Here is a 22,472-nt window from a genome sequence, read left to right on the forward strand (position 1 = left end):
ACAAAACCGTCGCGCTCGCGTAAACTTGCGCGCTTCTCGCAGGCCGCTAGGCTGCAATCAATCTTTTTCACAGGTGCCCGCCATGCCTTGGCTGCAAGTCCGTCTCGCCATCAGCCCAGAACAAGCCGAAACCTACGAAGACGCTTTCCTTGAAGTGGGCGCCGTTTCGGTGACCTTCATGGACGCCGAAGATCAGCCGATCTTCGAACCGGAACTCAATACCACCCCGCTGTGGGCGCACACCCACCTGCTGGCCCTGTTCGAGGGCGGCACCGAAGCCGCCCCGGTACTGGCCCATCTGGAACTGCTGACCGGCAGCCCGCTGCCCGAGCATCACAGCGAAGTGATCGAAGACCAGGACTGGGAACGCAGCTGGATGGATGGTTTCCAGCCGATGCGCTTCGGCCAGCGTCTGTGGATCGTGCCGAGCTGGCATGCCGCACCGGAGCCGGACGCGGTCAACCTGCTGCTGGACCCGGGCCTGGCGTTCGGCACCGGCACTCACCCGACCACCGCTCTGTGCCTGGAATGGCTGGACGGCCAGGACCTGAAAGACTGCAACGTGCTGGATTTCGGCTGCGGCTCGGGGATTCTGGCGATTGCCGCCCTGCTGCTCGGCGCGAAAGAAGCCGTCGGCACCGACATCGACGTGCAGGCACTCGAAGCCTCCCGCGACAACGCCGGGCGCAACAACATCGCTGACGAACTGTTCCCGCTGTACCTGCCGGAAGACCTGCCGCAGGTCAAAGCCGACGTGCTGGTGGCCAACATTCTGGCCGGCCCGCTGGTTTCCCTGGCGCCGCAACTGTCCGGCCTGGTCAAGTCCGGCGGGCGTCTGGCACTGTCGGGGATCCTCGCCGAACAAGGTGACGAAGTCGCTGCCGCCTACGCGCAGGACTTCGATCTCGACCCGATCGCCAATCGTGATGGCTGGGTGCGCATCACCGGCCGTCGGCGCTAGAATGACCGCCTGCTCAATCCGGATCGCCGCATGACCGACAGCTTCGTCACCCAGTGCCCGCATTGCCAAACCAGTTTCCGCGTCAGCCACGCTCAGTTGAGCGTGGCCCGCGGGGTGGTTCGTTGCGGCTCCTGCCTGCAAGTGTTCAATGCCGCCAAGCAATTGCTGGAGCAACACGCAGGCAAGGAAGCGGTCACGCCGGTGGCGCCGTTAATCAGCGAGCCGCCACCGATCAGCGAGCCGGCGCCTGTCGAGCCACCGGCCATCGTCGAAACGCCCGAGCCACGCGCCATCAGCCAGAAGCAATGGAGCGCCGCCGAGCTGGATCTGGACAGCCTGGATCTGGACGAAGAACTTGCCCGCCTCGAGCAACGGGAAATCCAGCCGACCACCGAGCTCGGCCGCCCGCGCGAAGACGCCCTGAGCGCTCGCCGCGACAGCCACGAACCGGAAGACACGACGTGGCCGGACAGCCTGTTCAGCGAGCCGGCGGATGAACGCGCACCCGAAGTCGAAGATGAACACGAAGCCATCGAGGCCGAGCCGGTCCGACCGGAGCGCACCGAACCCTCGCTGTCGCTGGAGCCGGTGGATCTCGACGATGAACCGCCGATCCCGCAACTGCGCCTGCACGATCCGATCGACCCGAACGCCCGCCGCGAACGCCTGTCGGCCAGCGACGACGTCGACGACGAACTGCCACTGATCGAAGCACCGCGCAAAAAACGCGAACGCGTCGAATCCAGTGTTCGCGCCGAAGCCTTGCAGGATCTGACCGACGACCCGCTGCAACTGGACTGGCAGAAACGCCGCTCGCCCTGGGGCCGTCGCCTGCTCTGGCTGTTGCTGATCGTGCTGGCCGCCGCCGGTCTGGGCGGACAGTACATCGCCTATCACTTCGATGAACTGGCGCGTCAGGATCAATACCGGCCGTGGTTCCAGCAACTGTGTCCGCAAGTCGGCTGCACGGTGCCGTCCAAGGTGGATATCGCCAAGATCAAGAGCAGCAACCTGGTGGTGCGCAGCCACCCGGAATTCAGCGGTGCACTGGTGGTGGATGCGATCATCTATAACCGCGCGCCGTTCTCGCAGCCGTTTCCGCTGCTGGAGCTGCGCTTCGCCGACCTTAACGGTCACCTGATCGCCAGTCGTCGCTTCAAACCCGGCGAATACCTCAACGGCGACCTCGAAGGCATGGCGGAAATGCCGCCGCAGACGCCGATCCACATCGCCCTGGACATCCTCGATCCAGGCCCGAAAGCCGTGAACTACAGCCTGAGTTTCCACTCGCCCGAGTGAAACGCTTCACCGCTCCCGGATTGACGGCAGTTTTCTGACTGCGCAGCGCGTGACCAAACCGGCGGTAATAACAGAATAACTGTTCAGATTTTGTTCAATTCAGCCTTTATCCAGTCATCGAGAGCGGGTATCATGCCAACCCTTTTTCGAACTCTCATGATCCGGCCCCACTTCAGGGAAGTCCTATGTCGGCGGTACGCATCGGCCCATATACATTGCAGAACGGCTTGATCCTCGCCCCGATGGCGGGTGTCACCGACCAGCCCTTTCGTCAGCTGTGCAAGCGTTTGGGCGCAGGGCTTGTAGTCTCGGAAATGGTCACCAGTGACATGAGCCTGTGGAACACCCGCAAGTCGCGCATGCGCATGATCCACGAAGGCGATCCCGAGCCACGCTCGGTGCAGATCGCCGGTGGCGATGCGCAGATGCTGGCGGATGCAGCCCGGGCCAACGTCGAACTGGGCGCACAGATTATTGATATCAACATGGGTTGCCCGGCGAAGAAGGTCTGCAACAAGGCCGCCGGCTCCGCGTTGTTGAAGGATGAGGCACTGGTTACCGAGATCCTGCATGCCGTCGTGGCGGCAGTTGATGTGCCGGTGACCCTGAAGATCCGCACCGGATGGGATCGCGACAACAAGAACGGCCTGACCGTGGCGAAGATCGCCGAGCAGGCCGGGATCACGGCGCTGGCGGTGCATGGCCGCACCCGCGCCGACCTGTACACCGGCGAAGCCGAGTACGACACCATTGCCGCGATCAAGCAGGCGGTGTCGATTCCGGTCTTTGCCAACGGCGACATCGTATCGCCGGAAAAGGCCCGCTACGTGCTCGACGCGACCGGTGCCGATGGCCTGTTGATCGGCCGGGCTGCCCAGGGGCGGCCATGGATTTTTCGCGAGATCGAACACTTCCTGCGTACCGGCGAAAAACTGCCGGCGCCGGAGCTGATCGAGGTGGAACGCATTCTGCTTGAGCATCTGGCCGCCCTTCACGCCTTCTATGGGGACGTGATGGGTGTGCGAATTGCCCGCAAGCATGTGGGCTGGTATCTCGCAACCTTGCCGGGCGCCAGGGAATTTCGCGCCCACTTCAATCGTTTGGATGGTACGGAAACACAATGCGCCAACGTTCGGGAGTTCTTCGCCGAACGTTACAAGAGCCTGACAGGGGACGGAGAAGGGGTGGCCGCATGACGATGATGACCGAGACTTTAGTGAGTGGAACAACACCCGTGAGCGACAACGTGAATTTGAAACAGCACCTCAATACCCCGAGCGAAGAAGGCCAGACCCTTCGCGGGAGTGTCGAGAAGGCGCTGCACAATTATTTCGCCCACCTTGAGGGCGCGTCCGTCACGGACGTGTACAACCTGGTGCTCTCCGAAGTCGAGGCTCCCCTGCTCGAAAGCGTGATGAACTACGTCAAGGGCAACCAGACCAAGGCCAGCGAGCTGCTCGGACTGAACCGCGGCACGCTGCGCAAGAAACTCAAGCAGTACGATCTGCTGTAAGCATTCAATCAAACCAGAAAGGCGCCCGCGTAAAACCGGTCGCCTTTTTTGCTGACTTCCCTTGCTTTTGATGGAAATTGAGATGACCGACCAGACTACCCGCCTGCCGATCCGCCGCGCCTTGATCAGTGTTTCCGACAAGACCGGGATCCTCGAATTCGCCAGGGAGCTGGAAGCCCTGGGCGTGGAAATCCTTTCCACCGGCGGGACCTTCAAACTGCTGCAGGACAACGGCGTGGCCGCAGTGGAAGTCGCGGATTACACCGGTTTCGCAGAGATGATGGACGGTCGGGTGAAAACCCTGCACCCGAAAATCCACGGCGGGATCCTCGGTCGTCGCGGTATCGATGACGCGATCATGAACGAGCACGGCATCAAGCCGATCGATCTGGTAGCCGTCAACCTGTACCCGTTCGAAGCCACCATCAGCAAGCCAGGCTGCGACCTGCCGACCGCCATCGAGAACATCGACATCGGCGGCCCGACCATGGTCCGTTCGGCGGCGAAAAACCACAAAGACGTGGCCATCGTGGTGAATGCCAGCGATTACGCCAACGTCCTGGAAAACCTCAAGGCCGGCGGCCTGACCTACGCTCAGCGTTTCGACCTGATGCTCAAGGCGTTCGAACACACCGCCGCCTACGACGGCATGATCGCCAACTACATGGGCACCGTGAACCAGGCCGCTGACACCCTCAGCACCGAAGGTCGCAGCGAATTCCCGCGCACCTTCAACAGCCAGTTCATCAAGGCCCAGGAAATGCGCTACGGCGAGAACCCGCACCAGAGCGCGGCGTTCTACGTTGAAGCCAAGCCTGCCGAAGTCGGCATCGCCACCGCGACCCAACTGCAAGGCAAGGAACTGTCGTACAACAACGTGGCCGACACCGACGCCGCGCTGGAATGCGTGAAGAGCTTCGTCAAACCGGCCTGCGTGATCGTCAAGCACGCCAACCCGTGCGGCGTGGCCGTGAGCCCGGACGCCGAAGGCGGCATCCGTCAGGCCTACGAACTGGCCTACGCCACTGACACCGAATCGGCGTTCGGCGGCATCATCGCCTTCAACCGTGAACTGGATGCCGAGACCGCCAAGGCGATCGTCGAGCGTCAGTTCGTTGAAGTGATCATCGCCCCAAGCGTCAGCGATGAAGCCCGCGCCATCGTTGCTGCCAAAGCTAACGTACGCCTGCTGGCCTGCGGCGAGTGGTCGGCGGATCGCGTTCCGGCTTGGGACTACAAGCGCGTCAACGGTGGCCTGCTGGTACAGAGCCGCGACATCGGCATGATCGGCGCCGACGACCTGAAAGTGGTGACCAAGCGCGCCCCGACCGAACAGGAAGTCCACGACCTGATCTTCGCCTGGAAAGTGGCCAAGTTCGTCAAATCCAACGCCATCGTCTACGCCAAGAACCGTCAGACCATCGGTGTCGGCGCCGGCCAGATGAGCCGCGTGAACTCCGCGCGTATCGCGGCGATCAAGGCTGAGCACGCCGGTCTGCAAGTGGCGGGTTCGGTAATGGCTTCGGACGCGTTCTTCCCGTTCCGCGACGGTCTGGACAATGCGGCCAAGGTCGGTATCACTGCGGTGATCCAGCCGGGTGGTTCGATGCGTGATGCTGAAGTGATTGCTGCTGCCGACGAGGCTGGCATCGCCATGGTATTCACCGGCATGCGCCACTTCCGTCACTAATCAGACAACGGCCGCACTGAAGCCGGCATCTGCTGCGTTGGAGCCGACCTCGATGATGCTCATTGCCAAAAGGCAACTCCGCTCACCGAGGTCGACTCCGCCTTGCATCTACCGACTTCATTGCGACCTCCTGGAGCGTGAAGCGCTTCAGGTTCTAAAACAGAATTAGCGTCATCCGAGGTTTTTGAAATGAATGTTTTGATCATTGGCAGCGGTGGCCGCGAACACGCCCTGGCCTGGAAAGTGGCTCAGGATCCGCGTGTGCAGAAAGTTTTCGTGGCGCCGGGCAACGCCGGCACTGCGATTGAAGCCAAGTGCGAAAACGTCGCCATCGACGTGCTGGCCCTCGAGCAGCTCGCTGACTTCGCCGAGAAAAACGTTTCCCTGACCATCGTCGGTCCGGAAGTACCATTGGTGGCCGGCGTCGTCGACCTGTTCCGCTCCCGTGGCCTGGATTGCTTCGGTCCGACCGCCGGCGCCGCGCAGCTGGAAGGCTCGAAAGCCTTCACCAAGGATTTCCTGGCACGCCACAAGATCCCGACCGCCGACTACCAGAACTTCACCGAGATCGAGCCGGCCCTGGCTTATCTGCGTGAAAAAGGCGCACCGATCGTGATCAAGGCCGACGGTCTGGCCGCCGGTAAAGGCGTGATCGTCGCCATGACCCTGGCCGAAGCCGAAGACGCCGTGCGCGACATGCTCGCCGGCAATTCCTTTGGCGACGCTGGTTCGCGCGTTGTCATCGAAGAATTCCTCGACGGCGAAGAAGCCAGTTTCATCGTCATGGTCGACGGCAAGAACGTTCTGCCGATGGCCACCAGCCAGGACCACAAACGCGTCGGCGACGGCGACAGCGGCCCGAACACTGGCGGCATGGGTGCTTACTCCCCGGCTCCGGTTGTCACCGCCGACGTGCACCAGCGCGTGATGGACCAGGTGATCTGGCCGACCGTGCGCGGCATGGCCGACGAAGGCAACGTCTACACCGGTTTCCTGTACGCCGGTCTGATGATCGACAAGGCCGGCAATCCGAAGGTCATCGAGTTCAACTGCCGTTTCGGCGATCCGGAAACCCAACCGGTGATGCTGCGTCTGCAATCGAGCCTGGTATTGCTGGTCGAAGCGGCACTGGCGCAAGCGCTGGACAAGGTTGAAGCACAGTGGGATCCACGTCCGAGCGTCGGCATCGTGCTGGCCGCCGGCGGTTACCCGGGCGACTACGCCAAGGGCGCGCCGATCAATGGTCTGGACGCAGCCGCCGCACTGGAAGGCAAGGTTTTCCACGCCGGTACTGCACTCAAGGACGGCAACGTCGTGACAGCCGGTGGTCGGGTGCTTTGCGCCACCGCCATGGGCGCCAGCGTTGGCGCCGCCCAGGAGCAGGCCTACAAACTGGCCAAGGCCATCGACTGGGAAGGCTGCTTCTACCGCACCGACATTGGCTACCGCGCCATTGCCCGTGAACGCGGTGAGTCTCAGTAATAAGCTACGCTGTGTTTCCGGCAGGGGCTCATCGCCCTTGCCGGACTGTTCCGACGCTGCGCATCGTTATATTCTGGCATCAACCTACGAAGGGATTTCGCCGTGCGCTGGCTCAGGATTGCCATAGGCTTCACCGTCACGTTGCTGACCTTGCTCTGCATGCTTCCGGCCCAGGCCGCGCAAGGCAGTGGCTGGTCGGTATTGCTTGACGATCAGGGCAACCTCCAGCTGAGCGATATCCGCTCCGCCCGCTACACCAATCAATTCAGCCCTATCGAGCTTGACCGCCTCACCGCGGCCGAACCCGATGGCGCCTTGTGGCTGCGCTTCAGGCTGGCGCCCGGCAAGCACGAACAAGTGCTGCGGATCTTCGCCCCCGACCTGTCGCACCTCAATCTGTATGTCCTCGACGGCGATCGCCTGATCGAACAACGCGACACCGGCACCACCCAGCCCCAGGTGGAACGACCGCTGCCCAGCAGCGACTTCATGCTGCCGTTGCCGCAGAGCGACAAACCCCTCGACGTTTACCTGCGACTGGTCTCCGATCACCAGTTGCGCCCGTATATCACCCTGCAATCGGCGGTGATGGCCGCGGCCAATCACAACCAGACGCTGATCTACGGCCTGCTGTTCGGCTGTCTGGCGATGCTGATCCTGCACAACCTGATCCGCTACGCCTACACCCGCTCGCGCAGCAGCCTGTGGCTGGCGGTGTGTGAAGGCCTGTTGAGCCTGAGCCTGTTGCTGTTGCTCAACCTCGCCGGTCCGTGGCTGCCGAACTGGCACGCGATCCAGACTCCCGGCGCCTATCTGGCCCTGCTGCTGACCGCTCCGGCGGGCCTGATGTTCGCTTACCGCTTCTTCGCGCCGCTCGGCCCGCATCCGCTGAACAAGCTGCTGATCGGCGACATCCTGTTCATCGTGATCTGCAGCCTGCTGCTGTTGTTCGTCAACACCCTGCCGCTGAACATCATCACCTACGCGCTGGTGGCCCTGGCCGGGCTGAGCATGTTGCTGGTGGCGTTCTATCACTGGCAGAAAGGCTACCGCCCTGCCCGCTTGTTCGTCGCCGCAATGGTGGTGTTCAACATCGGAACGCTGATCATCCTTCCGGCCTTGCTGGGGCTGACCCTGGTCGCGCCGCAAGGCCTGATCATGACCCTGATGGGTTTCATCTGTATCAGTGGCCTGCTGATGAGCATCGCCCTCGGCGAGCGCCAGCGCAGCATCACCGAAAGCCGTTTCAGCATCAGCCGCGACCTCGCGGCGAGCAACGCCGAGATCAACGCCAAGGCCGAATTCCTGGCCAAGATCAGCCACGAAATCCGCACGCCGATGAACGGCGTACTGGGCATGACCGAACTGCTGCTCGGCACGCCACTGTCGGTCAAGCAACGCGATTACGTGCAAACCATCCACAGCGCCGGCAACGAACTGCTGACCCTGATCAACGAGATCCTCGACATCTCGCGGCTCGAGTCCGGGCAGATCGAACTCGACGACGTGCAGTTCGACCTCAACGCGCTGATCGACGATTGCCTGAGCATCTACCGCGCCAAGGCCGAACAGCAGAACGTCGAGCTGATCAGCTTCATCCAGCCTCAAGTGCCACGGGTCATCAGCGGCGACCCGACACGCCTGCGCCAGACGTTGCTGAGCCTGCTGGAAAACGCCCTGAAGAAAACCGAAGAAGGTGAAGTGCTGGTAGTCGTCGCCCTCGACGAACGCAGCGCCGGGCCACGCCTGCGCATTGCCGTGCAGGACAGCGGCCAGCCGATGGATCAGGAAGAACGCGACGCGCTGATGCACGCCGAGTTGCACAGCAAGCACTTCCTGTCGGCCAATCGTCTGGGCGGCAACCTCGGTCTGGTGATCGCCCGCCAATTGATCCGTTTGATGCAGGGCGAGTTCGGCATCAAGAGCGGCGCCAGCCAGGGCAGCACGCTGTGGCTGACCCTGCCGCTGGACCCTGATCGCCTGGAGCATCCGACCTCGGACCTCGACAGCCCGCTGCAAGGCGCACGCGTGCTGGTGGTCGACGACAACGACACCTGCCGCAAGGTGCTGGTGCAGCAATGCAGCGCCTGGGGCCTGAACGTCAGCGCCGTCCCGTCGGGCAAGGAAGCGCTGGCCCTGCTGCGCACCAAGGCGCATTTGCGTGATTACTTCGACGTGGTCCTGCTCGACCAGAACATGCCCGGCATGACCGGCATGCAACTGGCCGCCAAGATCAAGGAAGACCCGAGCCTGAACCACGACATCCTGCTGATCATGCTCACCGGCATCAGCAATGCGCCGAGCAAGATCATCGCGCGCAACTCGGGGATCAAGCGCATTCTGGCCAAACCGGTGGCCGGCTACACCCTCAAGACCACGCTCGCCGACGAACTCAACCAGCGCAACCGTGGCCAGGTGGTGTTCCAGCCACAGGTCGCGAGTCCCGCCGCGCCGGTCAAGGTGCCGAGCGACTTCCGCATTCTGGTGGCCGAAGACAACACCATTTCGACCAAGGTGATCCGGGGCATGCTCGGCAAACTCAACCTGCAGCCAGACACCGCCAGCAACGGCGAAGAGGCCTTGCAGGCGATGAAAGCCCAGCGCTACGACCTGGTGCTGATGGACTGCGAAATGCCGATCCTCGACGGCTTCTCCGCCACCCAGCAACTGCGGGCGTGGGAAGTCGGCAATCAGCGCATCCGCACGCCGATCGTGGCGCTGACCGCGCACATCCTCGCCGAGCACAAGGAACGCGCGCGCCAGGCCGGCATGGACGGGCACATGGCCAAACCGGTGGAGCTGTCGCAACTGCGTGAGCTGATCGAGCACTGGGTGGCCCAGCGTGATCAGCAGAACCGAGCGACGACGCAACCGTCGTGAGCCGACAGACACGATAGCGCCTGTTAGACTCCCCCGACTTTCCCCGCCAGCGAGCCCGCGCCATGCTCCACGTGTTATTCAGTGTTTACCTGAAGATGCTGGTGCTCTACAGCCCGTTCTTCGTGTTGTCCTGTTTCATCAGCCTGACCCGTGGTTACTCGCGCAAGGAACAGCGCCGCCTGGCCTGGAAAGTGGCAGTCGCCACCCTGGTCTCGAGCGTGTTGCTGTATCTGTTCGGGCGGGTGATTTTCGATGTGTTCGGCATCACGGTGGATGCCTTCCGCATCGGCGCCGGCAGTGTGCTGTTCATTTCGGCGCTGGGCATGGCGCAGGGCAAGTCGGCCGTACAGACCGACAACGTGCAGCAGGACGTGACGATCGTTCCGCTGACCATTCCGCTGACCGTCGGCCCCGGGACCATCGGTGCGCTATTGGTGATGGGCGTCAGCCAGCCGCACTGGGACGACAAGCTGTTCGCGATCATGAGTATCGCCCTCGCCAGCTTCACGGTAGGCGTGGTGCTGTATCTGTCGAACCGCATCGAACGCATTCTCGGCGATCAGGGTTTGCAGATCGTCAGCCGCCTGATGGGGTTGTTTGTGTGCGCACTGGCGGCGCAGATCATCTTTACCGGGGTCAAAGGTTATCTGGTGCCTTGAATCCTGAAACGAAAAGACCGCCGACGGTAACGTCGGCGGTCTTTTTTCGTCAGTAACCGCGGACCGTCAACCCGCCGACTCGACGGCTTTCTTCGCATCCGCCTGATCGATCAACGCTTTCAGCGTCACGCCCTCGGCGCCTTCCTTGCGCGCCTTCAACCAGCGCACCAGCGTCGACACCTGGCACGGACGCAGGCCATTGACCTCTAGCATCGCATCGCCCCGCTGCGAGGGATCTGACGCATCCGCATTGCGCACCAGAACGCAGTGTTCACTGTCGGGGTCGATCAGTACCAGATGATCCTCGACCATCGCCACCTCCAGCTTCTGAGGGACAGTCAGCGTCAGGATCAATCGGCTCAGGACCAACGGGCGGCCCCCCAGCGGATAACGACAGTCCACCACCAGCGAGTCGAGCTTGCGCATGAGCGCCTCCGACAGGTGCCATTTCATCGCACCGCGCCCTACCCGCAAAACGAGCGTGCGCACATCGTCCGGGATCACCGGCAGAAGATCGTAGGCATCCACCCGTCCTTCGAGCACCAGCACGTCACCCGTGCGCTGGACGTAATCCAGCGGCCTGATCCGGCGCAGGCTCGGATAACCCTGCACAACGCGATCCTGCGGCTCATGCAGCAAGACATCGGCATGCCGCCGGGTTCCCAGCAGCGCGTAATCCTCCGGCAGGTCGGCAGCGGGGATCTGAACCAGCCGCGCACTGTCAGCGATGTACCACTGCACACTGGCGTCCTGTGCGGCGATCGAAATGAACAGACGATGCGCTTCGTTCGCCAGCAAGGCCTGCAAGTCGCTGATCAGATGTTCGCCATGGGCCGCCAGCCAATTCTGTTGCACACCGATGATCTGCGGTGGCTCCTGATGCTCCAGTTGCAGCACCACACCTTCGCCCGTCGTGCCCACGAGACCCGCACCGTCGACCCGCACATCGGCAAAGCGCCACGCCGTCCAGAGTCGTTCTGGCCTGGTCAGCATCCGGGTCTGCAACAACTGCGTGCCTTCTCCGAATGCCGACTGCAGATGTTGCGGATCGACAAACGTCTGGCGCCAGACCTCACCACTCTCGGGCTCGAACAGCCATGCCGACTGATTGTCCGGTGTCATGCCCAGCAACCGGAGCTGCGTCTGCTGCGCTTCACACAACAACAAACGGTTGTCCACATACCAGGCGTGCAAGCGCGCATCCCCGGCAGCATTGGCAATGCCGACAATAGGGAATTGCTCGACGGCGTATTGCCGGGCAATGGCGTCGAGCGCCAGCCACCATTGCTTGCGTCCCTTGAGCCAGGGTTCTGCCAGGCCGGCAAAATGCAGCTCACCATCAGCGCCGATCCCGAATGACAACCCGTCCTCGGTGCGGGCCTGATAGCCATTGTGCTCAGCCGTCACCTGCTTCAGGCGCTCGGGTTGCACCCAGCGGTGCGACCATTGATTCTGCTCCTGCGCCACAGTGCGCTGCACCCGGCACAGGCTCTGGAACGGTCGGTCGTAAATGACAAACACGTCGCCGTCATCGGCCGGCGTCAGCAGCATCAGCTCGTTCAGGTTCTGGATCGAATCGGGCCAGGCGCGCGCATGGTGACGTCGCGGTACCGGGCGCACGATCAGGTTGTCACGGGTACGAACCCAGGCCATGTCCCGCTCGTGCTCTTCGATCATCCAGCAGATCGAAACATAAGGCGCGAACTGCCAGTCGACCGTGGCAAAGCCTTTGTCATCCTGAACCGGCTTGTGCATCACCCGATCACCCAGCACCGAAGCCCAATCTGCCAGGCTTTTGCTGTCATCGAACAGCGCTGAGTAAGTTGGTTCAAGCCCGCGAGTGACCGAGCTCAGCCACAGTTCACCTTCATGAATCAGGTAATTGAGACGCTCAAGCGTGCCGTCTTCATACGCGTACTCCTGCACCACGTGGACGACACCCTGCCCATCGGCCTCGACGCTACGAATCGTGCTGACGCCGGTGCGTCGAAACATCAAACGAAAGCGATGACTGAGCAGGCCGGTGTCGGCATCGACCTGGCAGATATCGTAGCCACTCGGATCATGGAAAAACGCCGAGCCGCCGGTGACCACCGAGAACAATCCCTCATCGTCGAACACTTCATCATTGCGGATATAGAGGACCCGATCCTCCGTGGCGTCGTACCAGCCGTTGGTGTAACGCGGCGCCTTGGGGTTTTCAAAAGGAACCCGGTAGTTGTGGATCGGCGTATAGCGCAGCGCCAGTCGATGCGCCCGTGCCAGCGCTTGCAGATGATCCTGCAAGGTCTGGTCATCCAGCCCTTTGGCCTGTTCCTGCAGCAGCTCCAACTCGTGCCGTTTGCCGCCGGCGATCCTGAAGAGCCGGCCATTTTCGATCAGCAGGGAGATCTCCGGCGCACTGTTCGCCGTCACCTTGAACTGGCAGCCTTTGACACTGAACTGCCCGTCCTGGCTGAACACGATCTCCGACTCTCGGGCCCAGGGTGCGACGATGATCCAGCGGTTCTTTTGCGCCCCCACGGACACCAGTTCGACGTTGACACCTGGATTGAGCACCAGCGTGCAATCGCCTCCCCCACCCTGAATCCGATAACTGATCTGCTCGTGCCAGGGCTTGGGAATCACCGGCACAACCAGTTTGCGCGCCTGTGCATCGAGCGTGATGCTGATCTCGGTCGGGCGATAATCGGGGTACATCCGATGAACAATGTAATGGCTGGGGAACGAGTAGAACGAAAACAGGAACAGCCATTGGCCGTCCGTTTTTTTCTTCTCCAGACGCCGCGCGATGTCGAAACCCTTGTCGTGGCGTTGCGATGAAAACGGCAGGATCTGGTACTCGTAGCCGTAGCAAGTGAGCGGCGTGCACGGCAGGACAATGGCCTGCTCGGCCGATGGTGCGAACGTCATTTCGGCGGGGTAGCCAAGCTCTTTACTGAGGTGGATGGCTCGCGGGTAGTCGACCTCGAAGTCCGGCACACCGAAATGATCACGCAGCGGATACAGCCGGGAACTGTCGAGCAGCAGTTTGCCGGTGCTCAGATCCAGTCCGTTGATGATCAGCGACGGTCGCGGCAACCAGGCACCTTGCTCGTCGCTGTAGTGAAATCCGGCACCGTGATGTGCCTGCTCCAGCTCCGCGAAAAACAGTCCGACCGCCTTCGCCTCTTCAGCGATGGTCGCAAAATTCTGCGCCAGTGCAGTCACGCCAACGGCAAGGCCACCCAGAATCACCCCGGCGCCTCCCAGCACCGCAGCCGCCGTACCCGCGCCAGCGGCCGCTGCGCCAAGTCCCGCACCGGTCAGGGCCAGACTGCTGGCGTCGAAGGTCAGTTGAGTGGCATAGGTGGCGGTCTCGACATCGTTGCGAGCATTCGCCAACAGATAGATATCGAAGCCGACATTCGCCAGACCCAGCACGGCACCGACGCCCTCGTTAGCCACATGCCCGGCCACAGCTCCCAGCGTTCTGGCGGTCAACGGCTCGAGCGCCTCGCCGACGACTTTCGCAGTGGTGCGGGCGATCAGTTTTTCATCACGCAATGCGGCTTGCACCAGACCGATCAGCCCCGCTACGTCGACCACATTGCCATGCACCAGTTGTGCGTAGTTGACGTAGGCATGCCACTGAACCGCGGTGCTCACAGTGCGATCTTCGCCCTCGCGCCCGCGCAACGCATTCATCAGCGCCTGTACCGCAAAACCGGCATTGAGCGTGTGCACGGCCGCCGCCTCTGTCGGATCCACCACCGCGCCGGTCGCAGGTTTGTGCCCCAGCGTCGAAAACAGATCCGTCAGGTAATTCCTGATCCGCAGCAGGCGATCATCCCGGCTGGTGACCACGGCGACCGTCTCGCCACTTTGCGGGTCGAGCATGTGTACCCGGTAACCGCCCTCGGGGGTCACCTCCAGCGAGTCGAACAACGGCACCAGCGGAGTGACCGACTCATGGCCCTCCTGCAAACGTGCAGTGACGTCGGCAATCTGCTCGGCCCACCAGTCATTTTCTGAAGACAGCAATGCACTGCCCAGGCGCGAATTGTCCATGAGCGATCGACCGTGAGCGCTGTTCACCCTTTGGCGAACGGACCTGAACGGTTTGTCCGGCAGCGGTTCATCCCTGAGCAACTGACTTACCTTGATGCCGTTCGACAGGTTCAGGGCGGCAACCTTTTCGCCTTGCACATCGATCAGATCGAACTGCGGACGGCCGGGTTTGCCGTACACGGCATAATGACGGGCGATATGCGTGTTCTTGAAAAATTGCTTCAGGGCCATCCGGAAGGTCGCCGGGCTGTCGAATTCGAACAGGCCGAAGTTCGGATCGTAAAAGTGGTAAACGGCCGTACTCCCGTTTACGGTCCGGGCCACCAGCATCGAGTGGTTGTCCGAGTTGAGCATCAGGGTTCGAGGCCCCGCGGACGCCTCAAGGGTCGCGACCATGTTGTCCAGATCGACCCGCCCCAGCGCCGTGCCCACCTCTGCGGCGTTCACGCCACGCATTTCCTCCAGCGCGGCCAGAAACGCCTTCGAGTCCGAATGCTCCGGCTCAAGCACCGCCAGATAGAATCGCTCGCGCAACTGTCGGGTCTCACCCTCACCCTGCGTGAGGGCGGCACTCATTGCCAGCGCCAGCGGAAAACAGCGCCCGGCGGCGGTATCACCCAGCCCGTGCATCAACAAATCCTGAGGCACCAGTTTGACGGTGCCGGCCGCGAACTGATTGAGCACCTGCTCCGCCCTTTCCTGGATTTGATCGCGATGCTCCTGAGTGGCCAGCCTTTGGATCTGCGCTACCCGGCGCCCCCAGTCAAACAGCGTCGCAGCGTTGGCCAGCGCGTTCTTTTTCAGGCTGAGTGCGTTGACCGAATGTGCGGGCAATTCATCACCCACACTGGACATGCCTGCCATGAACGCAGGTGCCCGGTGCTGATAGAGCTGCTGTTCAATTACCGCGTAACGCCCGGACGTACCGCGTTCACTGACGCTGTTGATCAGATTGTCCAGCGCACCGTTCAATGCGGAAAATCGCTGGGCATCCAGTGAATCGGCGCCCAGCAACGCGCCGATCGTCAAACGCTGCAGCGGGTTGAGCTGCGCGAGTTGCCAGGAACGGGTACCCAGCCCGATCAGCAGTTCATCCAGCGCGATACTCTGGGCAATCGGATTTTTCGGGAATGCCGGTGGCCGCAGGCGAGTGTTCTGATGACGTATGGCCTGACGATCATCGAAGCTCAGCGGCAATCGGTCGGCGAACACGACCGGCCCATCATGGCCGCTCATCATCGCCTTGGTAAACGGTTCCCCGAGGTGATCTGCCATACGCTGCAACAGCTCGGTATTCAGGACATGACGTCCTTCGACCAGTGGCCAGCCGAGTTCGAATTCGACGGTGGTCTGCTTGAGCAATTCGGCGACATTCCCGGCGTAGCGGGTTTTGTATCGGCCGTCGCGCCAGCTTTGCTGTTCAGTATCGAGCCACTTTCGGGTATCGGTTTCGTTTTCTTTCCAGGAGTGATCCAGCTCCTCTTCAGTGAGCTGATTGACCGTCTGCAAAGGTGCGATGGCCATTTCCCGCCGTGACGCCTGCGCCCCTTCGGGCGTTAAAAATGTCTTTTCGAAATCGCTGGTGCCATCCTTGATTCCGACGGGCCCGGTCAAATAGATCGTCCCCTCGTTTCCCGGACGGATACCTTCGTTGTAGTATCCGGCAACGGCATCCGCCAGATAAGCCGCAAAGACGGACTCCATTCCCGGCATCTCAACCAAAGGCCCGTAAGATCGTTCCAGTACTTCGTTGGCCAGCGTACTCATTGCCTCGCTTTCTTGAAGACTGATACCTCTTTCAATGGCCAATCGGGCGGTGTCATCGAGCAGTTCGTAGTTGAACCTGAAGCGCTTGAGCACGGACTCAAGTACCGCCGAACCGGCATGAGCCATCATGTAGGCATTGCTGATCGTGTTTCCCATTGCCACTGCGCGCAGCGCATACGGTCGGACAAGCAGATCCTGCGGAGGCTGAAACACCTGAGTCAAAAGCGGCCGGCTTTTGGCAAACGCCTGCAGCACCGGGCGATGCTCTTCGGGTATTTGCAGCAGCTTGTCTCTGTACCGCCCCCGTAGCGCCTGTCGACCGGGCATCCAGTCGGGATTCTGATCCAGCATCAACTGCAAGACACCGAGGCGCGCATCGGCACCAAAGTCGCTGATATCGATACCTGCAATTTCCTTCAGCAACGGCGGCAAATTATCAACATCGCTGTAGCTGCCACCTTCGAAGTGCAAGACCTCTGCTCTTACGATATCCGACGCAGCCGCCAGGTTGCACCGCATGCGCATTTCCCGCTGGTAAACATCCCGCAACTTCAAAGGTATTTCCGAACCCGCCAGATCGCGCACTCGAATATTACCTCCGACCAGCGCATCGATACTTTCACGGTTCTTTGCTTTCAACGCCTTTAAATCCTGAACGTTCTGCCCATAAGCACGGCACAACAACTGCAATCTTGCTTCATCGGCGGATTCGCCTCTCGCAACCGCCGCATCAATGTGTTCGCTCATCTGTTGCTTCAAAGCGATAGCACGGGCGACATACATCTCGCCCAAAACCTTGTCGGAGAGGCTGTCGACGCCCCCGTGCTCCATGGCGTCCGCCTTGGCCGCCTCGACCATCAAGCGATTGGCCTGCCAGGCCAGCAACGCATCACCGTCATACCAGACGTTGATCTGATAACCCTGACCGGCCAATACCTGTTTCCAGACATTGATGTAATCGCGCTGGATGTCACCGACTCCGCCACCCAGCCAGACGAAGTGCAGGATCTTCGGCACCTGCGTAGCAGGTGTTTTCATCAGTTCAACGCTATAGTTCAGCCGCAACTCGAAGTCGCTGACCCTGGCGCTGATTTCTGAAAGATCGGGCGCTGTTTCCGTCTTCGGGCTCGGCGCAGGTGCTTTTTCAACTTCACGTCGCACCCGATGTCCGTCGAACTCTCCAAGCGCCCGCTTTAACAGCGCGAGGGGTTGCAAGAGCCGTGGCGAGTCGAGCAAACCGACACAGGCAAAGTAGTAACGGATCACCTCGTCATAACGAACGGTATTCTTGTAGGGCAACAGCGCTTGTTCTAGATCAGACAATTTGAACAGATTGACAAACTTTACATACCCGCCATCAACTTTAGCTTCCTGCATTGAAACATTTCCTCGACATAATAAATTACACGCGCGCGCCGACGCCGCGAGAGCAAACAACTTGCAATAAGCAAACACTAAAACCCGAACAGATTTCACATAACCGAAACTAGTGCAAAACAATATCCAAAGACAAACACAAAGCCATTCAAACAATGTCCAACGAAACATCCATCAACACTAGACCACTCAAACAAACGCTATTGAAACAAATACAAACTTCAGAATGCGCACAAACAAAAAAGGCCGCGAATTGCGAATTCGCGGCCTTTTCTGGTTTTATCGAAAACTAATATAACGGTATCAGGCTACGGGCTTGTCCCCGTACCATCTCGGTGTATACACCCACTCCCCGCCTTCCGGGCGAGGGAAGGTGCACGTAGTGGACGAACCGATCAACACCATGGTGCGCATATCGACCTGATCCGGAGTCAATGCGCCCAACGTGGTGGTGCGTAACGCCTGTCCGGGACGGCCGATATCGCGGCCCAACACCACCGGCGTTTGCGGCGTGCGGTGTTGCGCGACGATTTCCAGCGCTCGCCCCAGTTGCCACGGACGGGCACGGGAGATCGGGTTGTAGAAGGCCAATGCCAGATCCGCCTCGGCAGCCAGATCCAGGCGCTTCTCGATGATCGACCACGGCTTGAGGTTGTCCGACAGCGACATCACGCAGAAGTCGTGGCCCAGCGGCGCACCGGCCTGAGCGGCGGTGGCGAGCGACGCCGAAACACCCGGCAGGATTTCCAGATCGACGCTGTGCCACGCCGGATCCGTCGATTCGTGCAACGCTTCGAGCACAGCCGCCGCCATGGCGAACACGCCCGGATCGCCGGACGAAACGACGATCACCGAACGGCCCTGAGCCGCCAGCCTGAAGGCGTGACGGGCACGCTGCATTTCTTCGCGGTTGTCGGTGCAATGCTGCACCTGATCGTCGCGGAACGGGCCGGCCATGCGCACATAGGTTTCGTAACCGAGCACGTCGGTGGCTCGGGCCAGTTCGGCTTTCACCGCCGGCACCATCAGCTCTGCCGCACCCGGGCCGAGGCCGATGACGGCCAGGCGACCGCGTGGACGGCCGACCTGCGAAACATCCAGCGGCTGTTCGGCCACGGCGATGGCAATGTCGCGGGATGTTGTGATGATTCGAGCGTCGGGGACTGCATCGCGAACCAGCTCAACGATGTCACTCGCCGGCGCGACAAAGCGCAACGGCACAGCCAATTCAAGCGCGGCTTCACGCAACGCCGGACTGGCCATCTGTGTATCAGCCGCCACCAGACAGGCCAGCGATTGAATAGCTACACCGGCCTGCTGCAACGCGTCGCGAATCGCATCCGGCAGACCGGCCACATCGGCACCGACCGCTACCGCCACACTGCGTGGATAAATCAGCAACTCACTGGTGCTCGCCGCGCGGGCATCGCTGCCCACATGAATCGAACGCTGCGCCAATGGATCTTCCGGCAGTTGCGCCTGCTCAAGCCACGGCGCAGCACCGTCGATGCGCACGCTGTGGCCGGCGAGCAAGTCGGAGACAAAGCGCTTGCCCTGCTCCAGATCGCCAAGGGCATAACCGCCGGGAGGATTGAGCAGGCAGGTACCGAAACGCAATTCGCCGCTGGTGGTGATCGCCGCTGCCACTTCAAGTGCAGCCGCCATCTCGCGAGCCATGACATTCACTCCGCCCAGGCCACCGAGCAGCGGCACCACGGCACTGCCGTCTTCCGCCACGGCGAGCACCGGAGGCTCGACACCTTTCTCCAGCAACAGCGGCGCCAGGGTACGAATGACAATGCCGGCCGCGCACAGGGCAATGATCGGCGTGTCCTGTTGATACAGCTCGCGCAGGGTCGCGCCGAAGTCGCTGTAAGTCAGGTCGGCGCCATCGACGCGCCCTTTCAGCCCGTGAATCTGTGCAGCCGGATAAACCTGCTGAAGGCGACGGGCCGTGGCCAGCGCGCCCTGGCCGAGGATGACGATGGCCGGTGTGGATTGAGTCATCAGCCTTGCCACCGTTCGCCAGGAACAATGATCAGCGAGAAGTACGGCGACGACATCGGCTCGACCTCATCCAGCGGTACGATCTTCTGGTTGGCCATGGTCGCGCGTTCGACGTACAGCGCACGCTCGGCCAGGCCCAGCTCTGCCAACACGTCGCGCACTTTCGGAAAGTTGCGCCCCAGCTTCATGATCACCGCCGCGTCGGCATCGGCCAGACGGCGCTTGAGTTCATCGTGAGGCAGCACGCCGGACAGCACCGACAGGCTCTGATTGCGATACACCAGCGGCGCGCCCAGCACCGACGCGCCGCCGAGCATCGAGCAGACGCCCGGCACCACTTCGGCTTCGTAACGGCTGGCGAGGCGATCGTGCAGGTACATGTAGGAGCCGTAGAAGAACGGGTCACCTTCGCAGATCACCGCCACGTCGCGACCGGCATCCAGATGCGCGGCGACTTCTTCTGCCGCGTCATCGTAGAAATCGCTGATCACTTGCTCGTAGGACAGCGGCGCCGGCAGCACTTCGGTGGTCACCGGGTACACCAGCGGCAGCAGATTCTGCGCGTCCTGCAGGTGCGCTTCGATGATGCCGAACGCGTTGCCCTTCTTGCCCTTGGCCACGAAGTACGCCACCACCGGCGATTCGCGCAGCAGGCGCAAGGCCTTGACGGTAATCAGTTCCGGATCACCGGGGCCGACGCCCAGGCCAATCAAACGTCCTTGAGCCTGCATCATTCGATCTCCGTGGCGAGGGCATTGACCGCGGCGGCGGCCATGGCGCTGCCGCCGAGGCGGCCCTGCATGATCACGAACGGCACGCCACGGCTGTTGGCGGCCAGCTCGGCCTTGGATTCGGCAGCGCCGACAAAGCCCACCGGGAAGCCGAGGATCAGCGCCGGTTTCGGGGCACCGGCGTCGAGCATTTCCAGCAGATAGAACAGCGCGGTCGGCGCGTTGCCGATCACCACCACGCTGCCTTCCAGATGCGGGCGCCACAGTTCCAGCGCCGCTGCCGAGCGAGTGTTGCCCAGCTCGCGCGCCAGATCCGGCACGCTGTCATCGCGCAGGGTGCAGATCACTTGGTTGTTGGCCGGCAGGCGCGCACGGGTCACGCCCTCGGAAACCATCCGCGCATCGCACAGGATCGGCGCGCCGGCGGCCAGCGCATCGCGCCCGGCCTTGCCCGCGCCCTCGGAGAATTGCAGCCCGTCAATGGCCTCGACCATGCCGCAGGCGTGGATCACCCGCACGGCGAGTTTTTCCAGGTCGGCCGGGATGCGAGCCAGGTTGGCCTCGCTGCGAATGATCGCGAAGGAGTTGCGATAGATCTCCTGACCGTCGCGGATGTAATCAAGCATCAAGGGGGCTCCGTGAGCGGGCGGCGAGCAATTTCGCCGCCGCTTCGATAGTAAGGTTGTGAGCGTGCAGCGCGCCGAATCCCGGCAGGGCTGCATCGCGAAAATAGAGATCGTAGTGACCGGGGCCGACCGCCAGCAGCGTCACCGCCGCCCGATGCGCAGCGGCACAGGAACGCGAGCAGCCGGACAGGTGCACATCCACGGCGTGTGGCAACAGCGTAGCCAGCAGGCGGGCATCGTGTTTGGTGTCGGCCAGGCCTTTGCCGCAGCCGTTGGCGCCGGTGCAGGCGATCAGGTGCGCTAAGGGATCTTCGAAGTGGGGCAGCAGGTTCAGCTTGCCCAATTCGTCGAGCACTTGAACCGCATCGGTTTCCCGCACATTGGGCAGCAACAGACTCTGCCAAGGGGTGAAACGCAGGCTGCCGTCGCCGAAGGTTCTGGCCAGTTGTGCGGCGCCACGCAGCATGTCCGGATCGAGGCGACCGAGCGCCGGTGCGGCACCGACATAGACCTGACCGGCCGATTGCTGAGGATGGATGCCGAGGTGCAAACCTTCCGGTCCGGCTTCGCGCTGCCAATCAGCGGCGGCTTTCAGGTTGATTCGCTGGGCGAGTTTTTCCAGGAACACCGGCGCCGGGCATTCATCCAGCAGATGGCGCATTCGCGCCTGCTCCGGACGGGCCAGATCGAGGAACAACTCCAGCACCGCGACCACCAGCGCATGTCCGTGCGCAAGCGCCACAGCGGCCAGCGGTCGATCCGTCGGACAACCCGCCAGGCCGAACGCCAACAGCGTGTCGCCGCACTCTTCGAATGCCGACAACCACAGATCGTGGGGATGTTCGAGCATCGCCAGCGCTTCACCGCCATCCAGTTGCACGGCGAACTTGGCGCTCAGCTCGTGGAAGCGCGGATGGCTTTGCAGGGTTTCGAGGATCTGCCCGGCCACTGGACGAGTATCGAAGCGCATCTGCCGGTCGATGCCGGCGGCAGGGCTGAGCATCAGGTTGCGCACATCGTCACCCGCTGCGGTTCGCGGCCCGAGACCGGCGGCCAGCAGGCTGTCGATCAGCGCGGCGGACTGCTCGCCGATCCCGCGAATCTGCAGATTGCCGCGGTTGGTCGCCTCGATCGCCCCGCCGGCAAACCGCTCGGCGGCGTTGGCCACCGCATCGGCCTGATCGGCCGTGATCGACCCGCCATCGAGCTTGATCCGGCAGATCCCGCCATCCAGCGCCTGGACGATACGCAGCAACCCCGGACAGGCCGAGGGGCGTATGGCGTTGGACATCGGGCGTTCGTTCAAGGGCTGGCAGCTCTGTGGGAAAGGCGCTTCGCGGGCGAAGGCGCGGTATTATGCCTGCTTTGTCCGACGGCATGAAAAGTCTGCCCGTCGGAACGGCGCGTTTGCGGACACTTTTTTGAGGGGC

General features: G+C 61.9%; 13 protein-coding genes. 8 read left to right on the top strand and 5 right to left on the bottom strand.

Annotated elements, in window-relative coordinates; genetic code table 11:
• Positions 1–82 precede the first annotated feature (82 nt).
• The 8 genes from prmA to PMI24_RS02510 all read left to right on the top strand — a co-directional run bounded on the left by prmA (position 83) and on the right by PMI24_RS02510 (position 10,484).
• Positions 83–961 (top strand): 50S ribosomal protein L11 methyltransferase, encoded by an 879-nt coding sequence (prmA, locus tag PMI24_RS02475; RefSeq protein WP_007951025.1) that lies wholly within the window; start codon positions 83–85, stop codon positions 959–961.
• Positions 962–991: 30 nt separating this feature from the next.
• Positions 992–2,260 carry a DUF3426 domain-containing protein gene (locus PMI24_RS02480; RefSeq protein WP_007951026.1) on the top strand — a complete coding sequence of 423 codons (1,269 nt, stop codon included), beginning with the start codon at positions 992–994 and terminating at the stop codon, positions 2,258–2,260.
• Between the two features lie 185 nt (positions 2,261–2,445).
• Entirely contained in the window at positions 2,446–3,456 is a 1,011-nt protein-coding gene (gene dusB / locus PMI24_RS02485; protein WP_007951027.1) for a tRNA dihydrouridine synthase DusB, read from the top strand.
• Positions 3,453–3,773: a DNA-binding transcriptional regulator Fis gene (gene fis / locus PMI24_RS02490; protein ID WP_002555375.1), complete on the top strand. Its 321-nt coding sequence runs from the start codon at positions 3,453–3,455 to the stop codon at positions 3,771–3,773. The genes dusB and fis overlap by 4 nt, the downstream gene beginning before the upstream one ends.
• Before the next feature lie 82 nt (positions 3,774–3,855).
• Positions 3,856–5,463, top strand: a complete 1,608-nt coding sequence (gene purH / locus PMI24_RS02495) for a bifunctional phosphoribosylaminoimidazolecarboxamide formyltransferase/IMP cyclohydrolase (protein WP_007951029.1) — start codon at positions 3,856–3,858, stop codon at positions 5,461–5,463.
• Positions 5,464–5,652: 189 nt separating this feature from the next.
• Entirely contained in the window at positions 5,653–6,945 is a 1,293-nt protein-coding gene (purD, locus tag PMI24_RS02500) for a phosphoribosylamine--glycine ligase (protein WP_007951030.1), read from the top strand.
• Positions 6,946–7,047: 102 nt separating this feature from the next.
• A complete protein-coding gene (locus PMI24_RS02505) occupies positions 7,048–9,825 on the top strand; it encodes a hybrid sensor histidine kinase/response regulator (protein WP_007951031.1) in 2,778 nt (925 codons plus the stop codon).
• 62 nt (positions 9,826–9,887) lie between these two features.
• Positions 9,888–10,484 (top strand): MarC family protein, encoded by a 597-nt coding sequence (locus PMI24_RS02510; RefSeq protein ID WP_007951032.1) that lies wholly within the window; start codon positions 9,888–9,890, stop codon positions 10,482–10,484.
• 66 nt (positions 10,485–10,550) lie between these two features.
• Here PMI24_RS02510 and PMI24_RS02515 read toward each other — a convergent pair whose 3' ends face one another.
• The 5 genes from PMI24_RS02515 to cobG form a co-directional block, all read right to left on the bottom strand.
• Complete coding sequence (locus PMI24_RS02515) at positions 10,551–17,678, bottom strand: TcdA/TcdB pore-forming domain-containing protein (protein ID WP_007951033.1); 7,128 nt, start codon at positions 17,676–17,678, stop codon at positions 10,551–10,553.
• Between the two features lie 303 nt (positions 17,679–17,981).
• Positions 17,982–19,685 carry a precorrin-3B C(17)-methyltransferase gene (cobJ, locus tag PMI24_RS02520; protein ID WP_007951034.1) on the bottom strand — a complete coding sequence of 568 codons (1,704 nt, stop codon included), beginning with the start codon at positions 19,683–19,685 and terminating at the stop codon, positions 17,982–17,984.
• Entirely contained in the window at positions 19,685–20,419 is a 735-nt protein-coding gene (locus PMI24_RS02525; RefSeq protein WP_007951035.1) for a precorrin-2 C(20)-methyltransferase, read from the bottom strand. The genes cobJ and PMI24_RS02525 overlap by 1 nt, the downstream gene beginning before the upstream one ends.
• Positions 20,416–21,042 carry a precorrin-8X methylmutase gene (locus tag PMI24_RS02530; protein WP_007951036.1) on the bottom strand — a complete coding sequence of 209 codons (627 nt, stop codon included), beginning with the start codon at positions 21,040–21,042 and terminating at the stop codon, positions 20,416–20,418. The genes PMI24_RS02525 and PMI24_RS02530 overlap by 4 nt, the downstream gene beginning before the upstream one ends.
• The gene (gene cobG / locus PMI24_RS02535) at positions 21,035–22,333 is read right to left on the bottom strand and encodes a precorrin-3B synthase (RefSeq protein WP_007951037.1); all 1,299 of its coding nucleotides are present in this window, start codon (positions 22,331–22,333) and stop codon (positions 21,035–21,037) included. The genes PMI24_RS02530 and cobG overlap by 8 nt, the downstream gene beginning before the upstream one ends.
• Positions 22,334–22,472 lie beyond the last annotated feature (139 nt).

The sequence above is a fragment of the Pseudomonas sp. GM25 genome, from assembly GCF_000282255.1.
GTDB lineage: Bacteria > Pseudomonadota > Gammaproteobacteria > Pseudomonadales > Pseudomonadaceae > Aquipseudomonas > Aquipseudomonas aphyarum.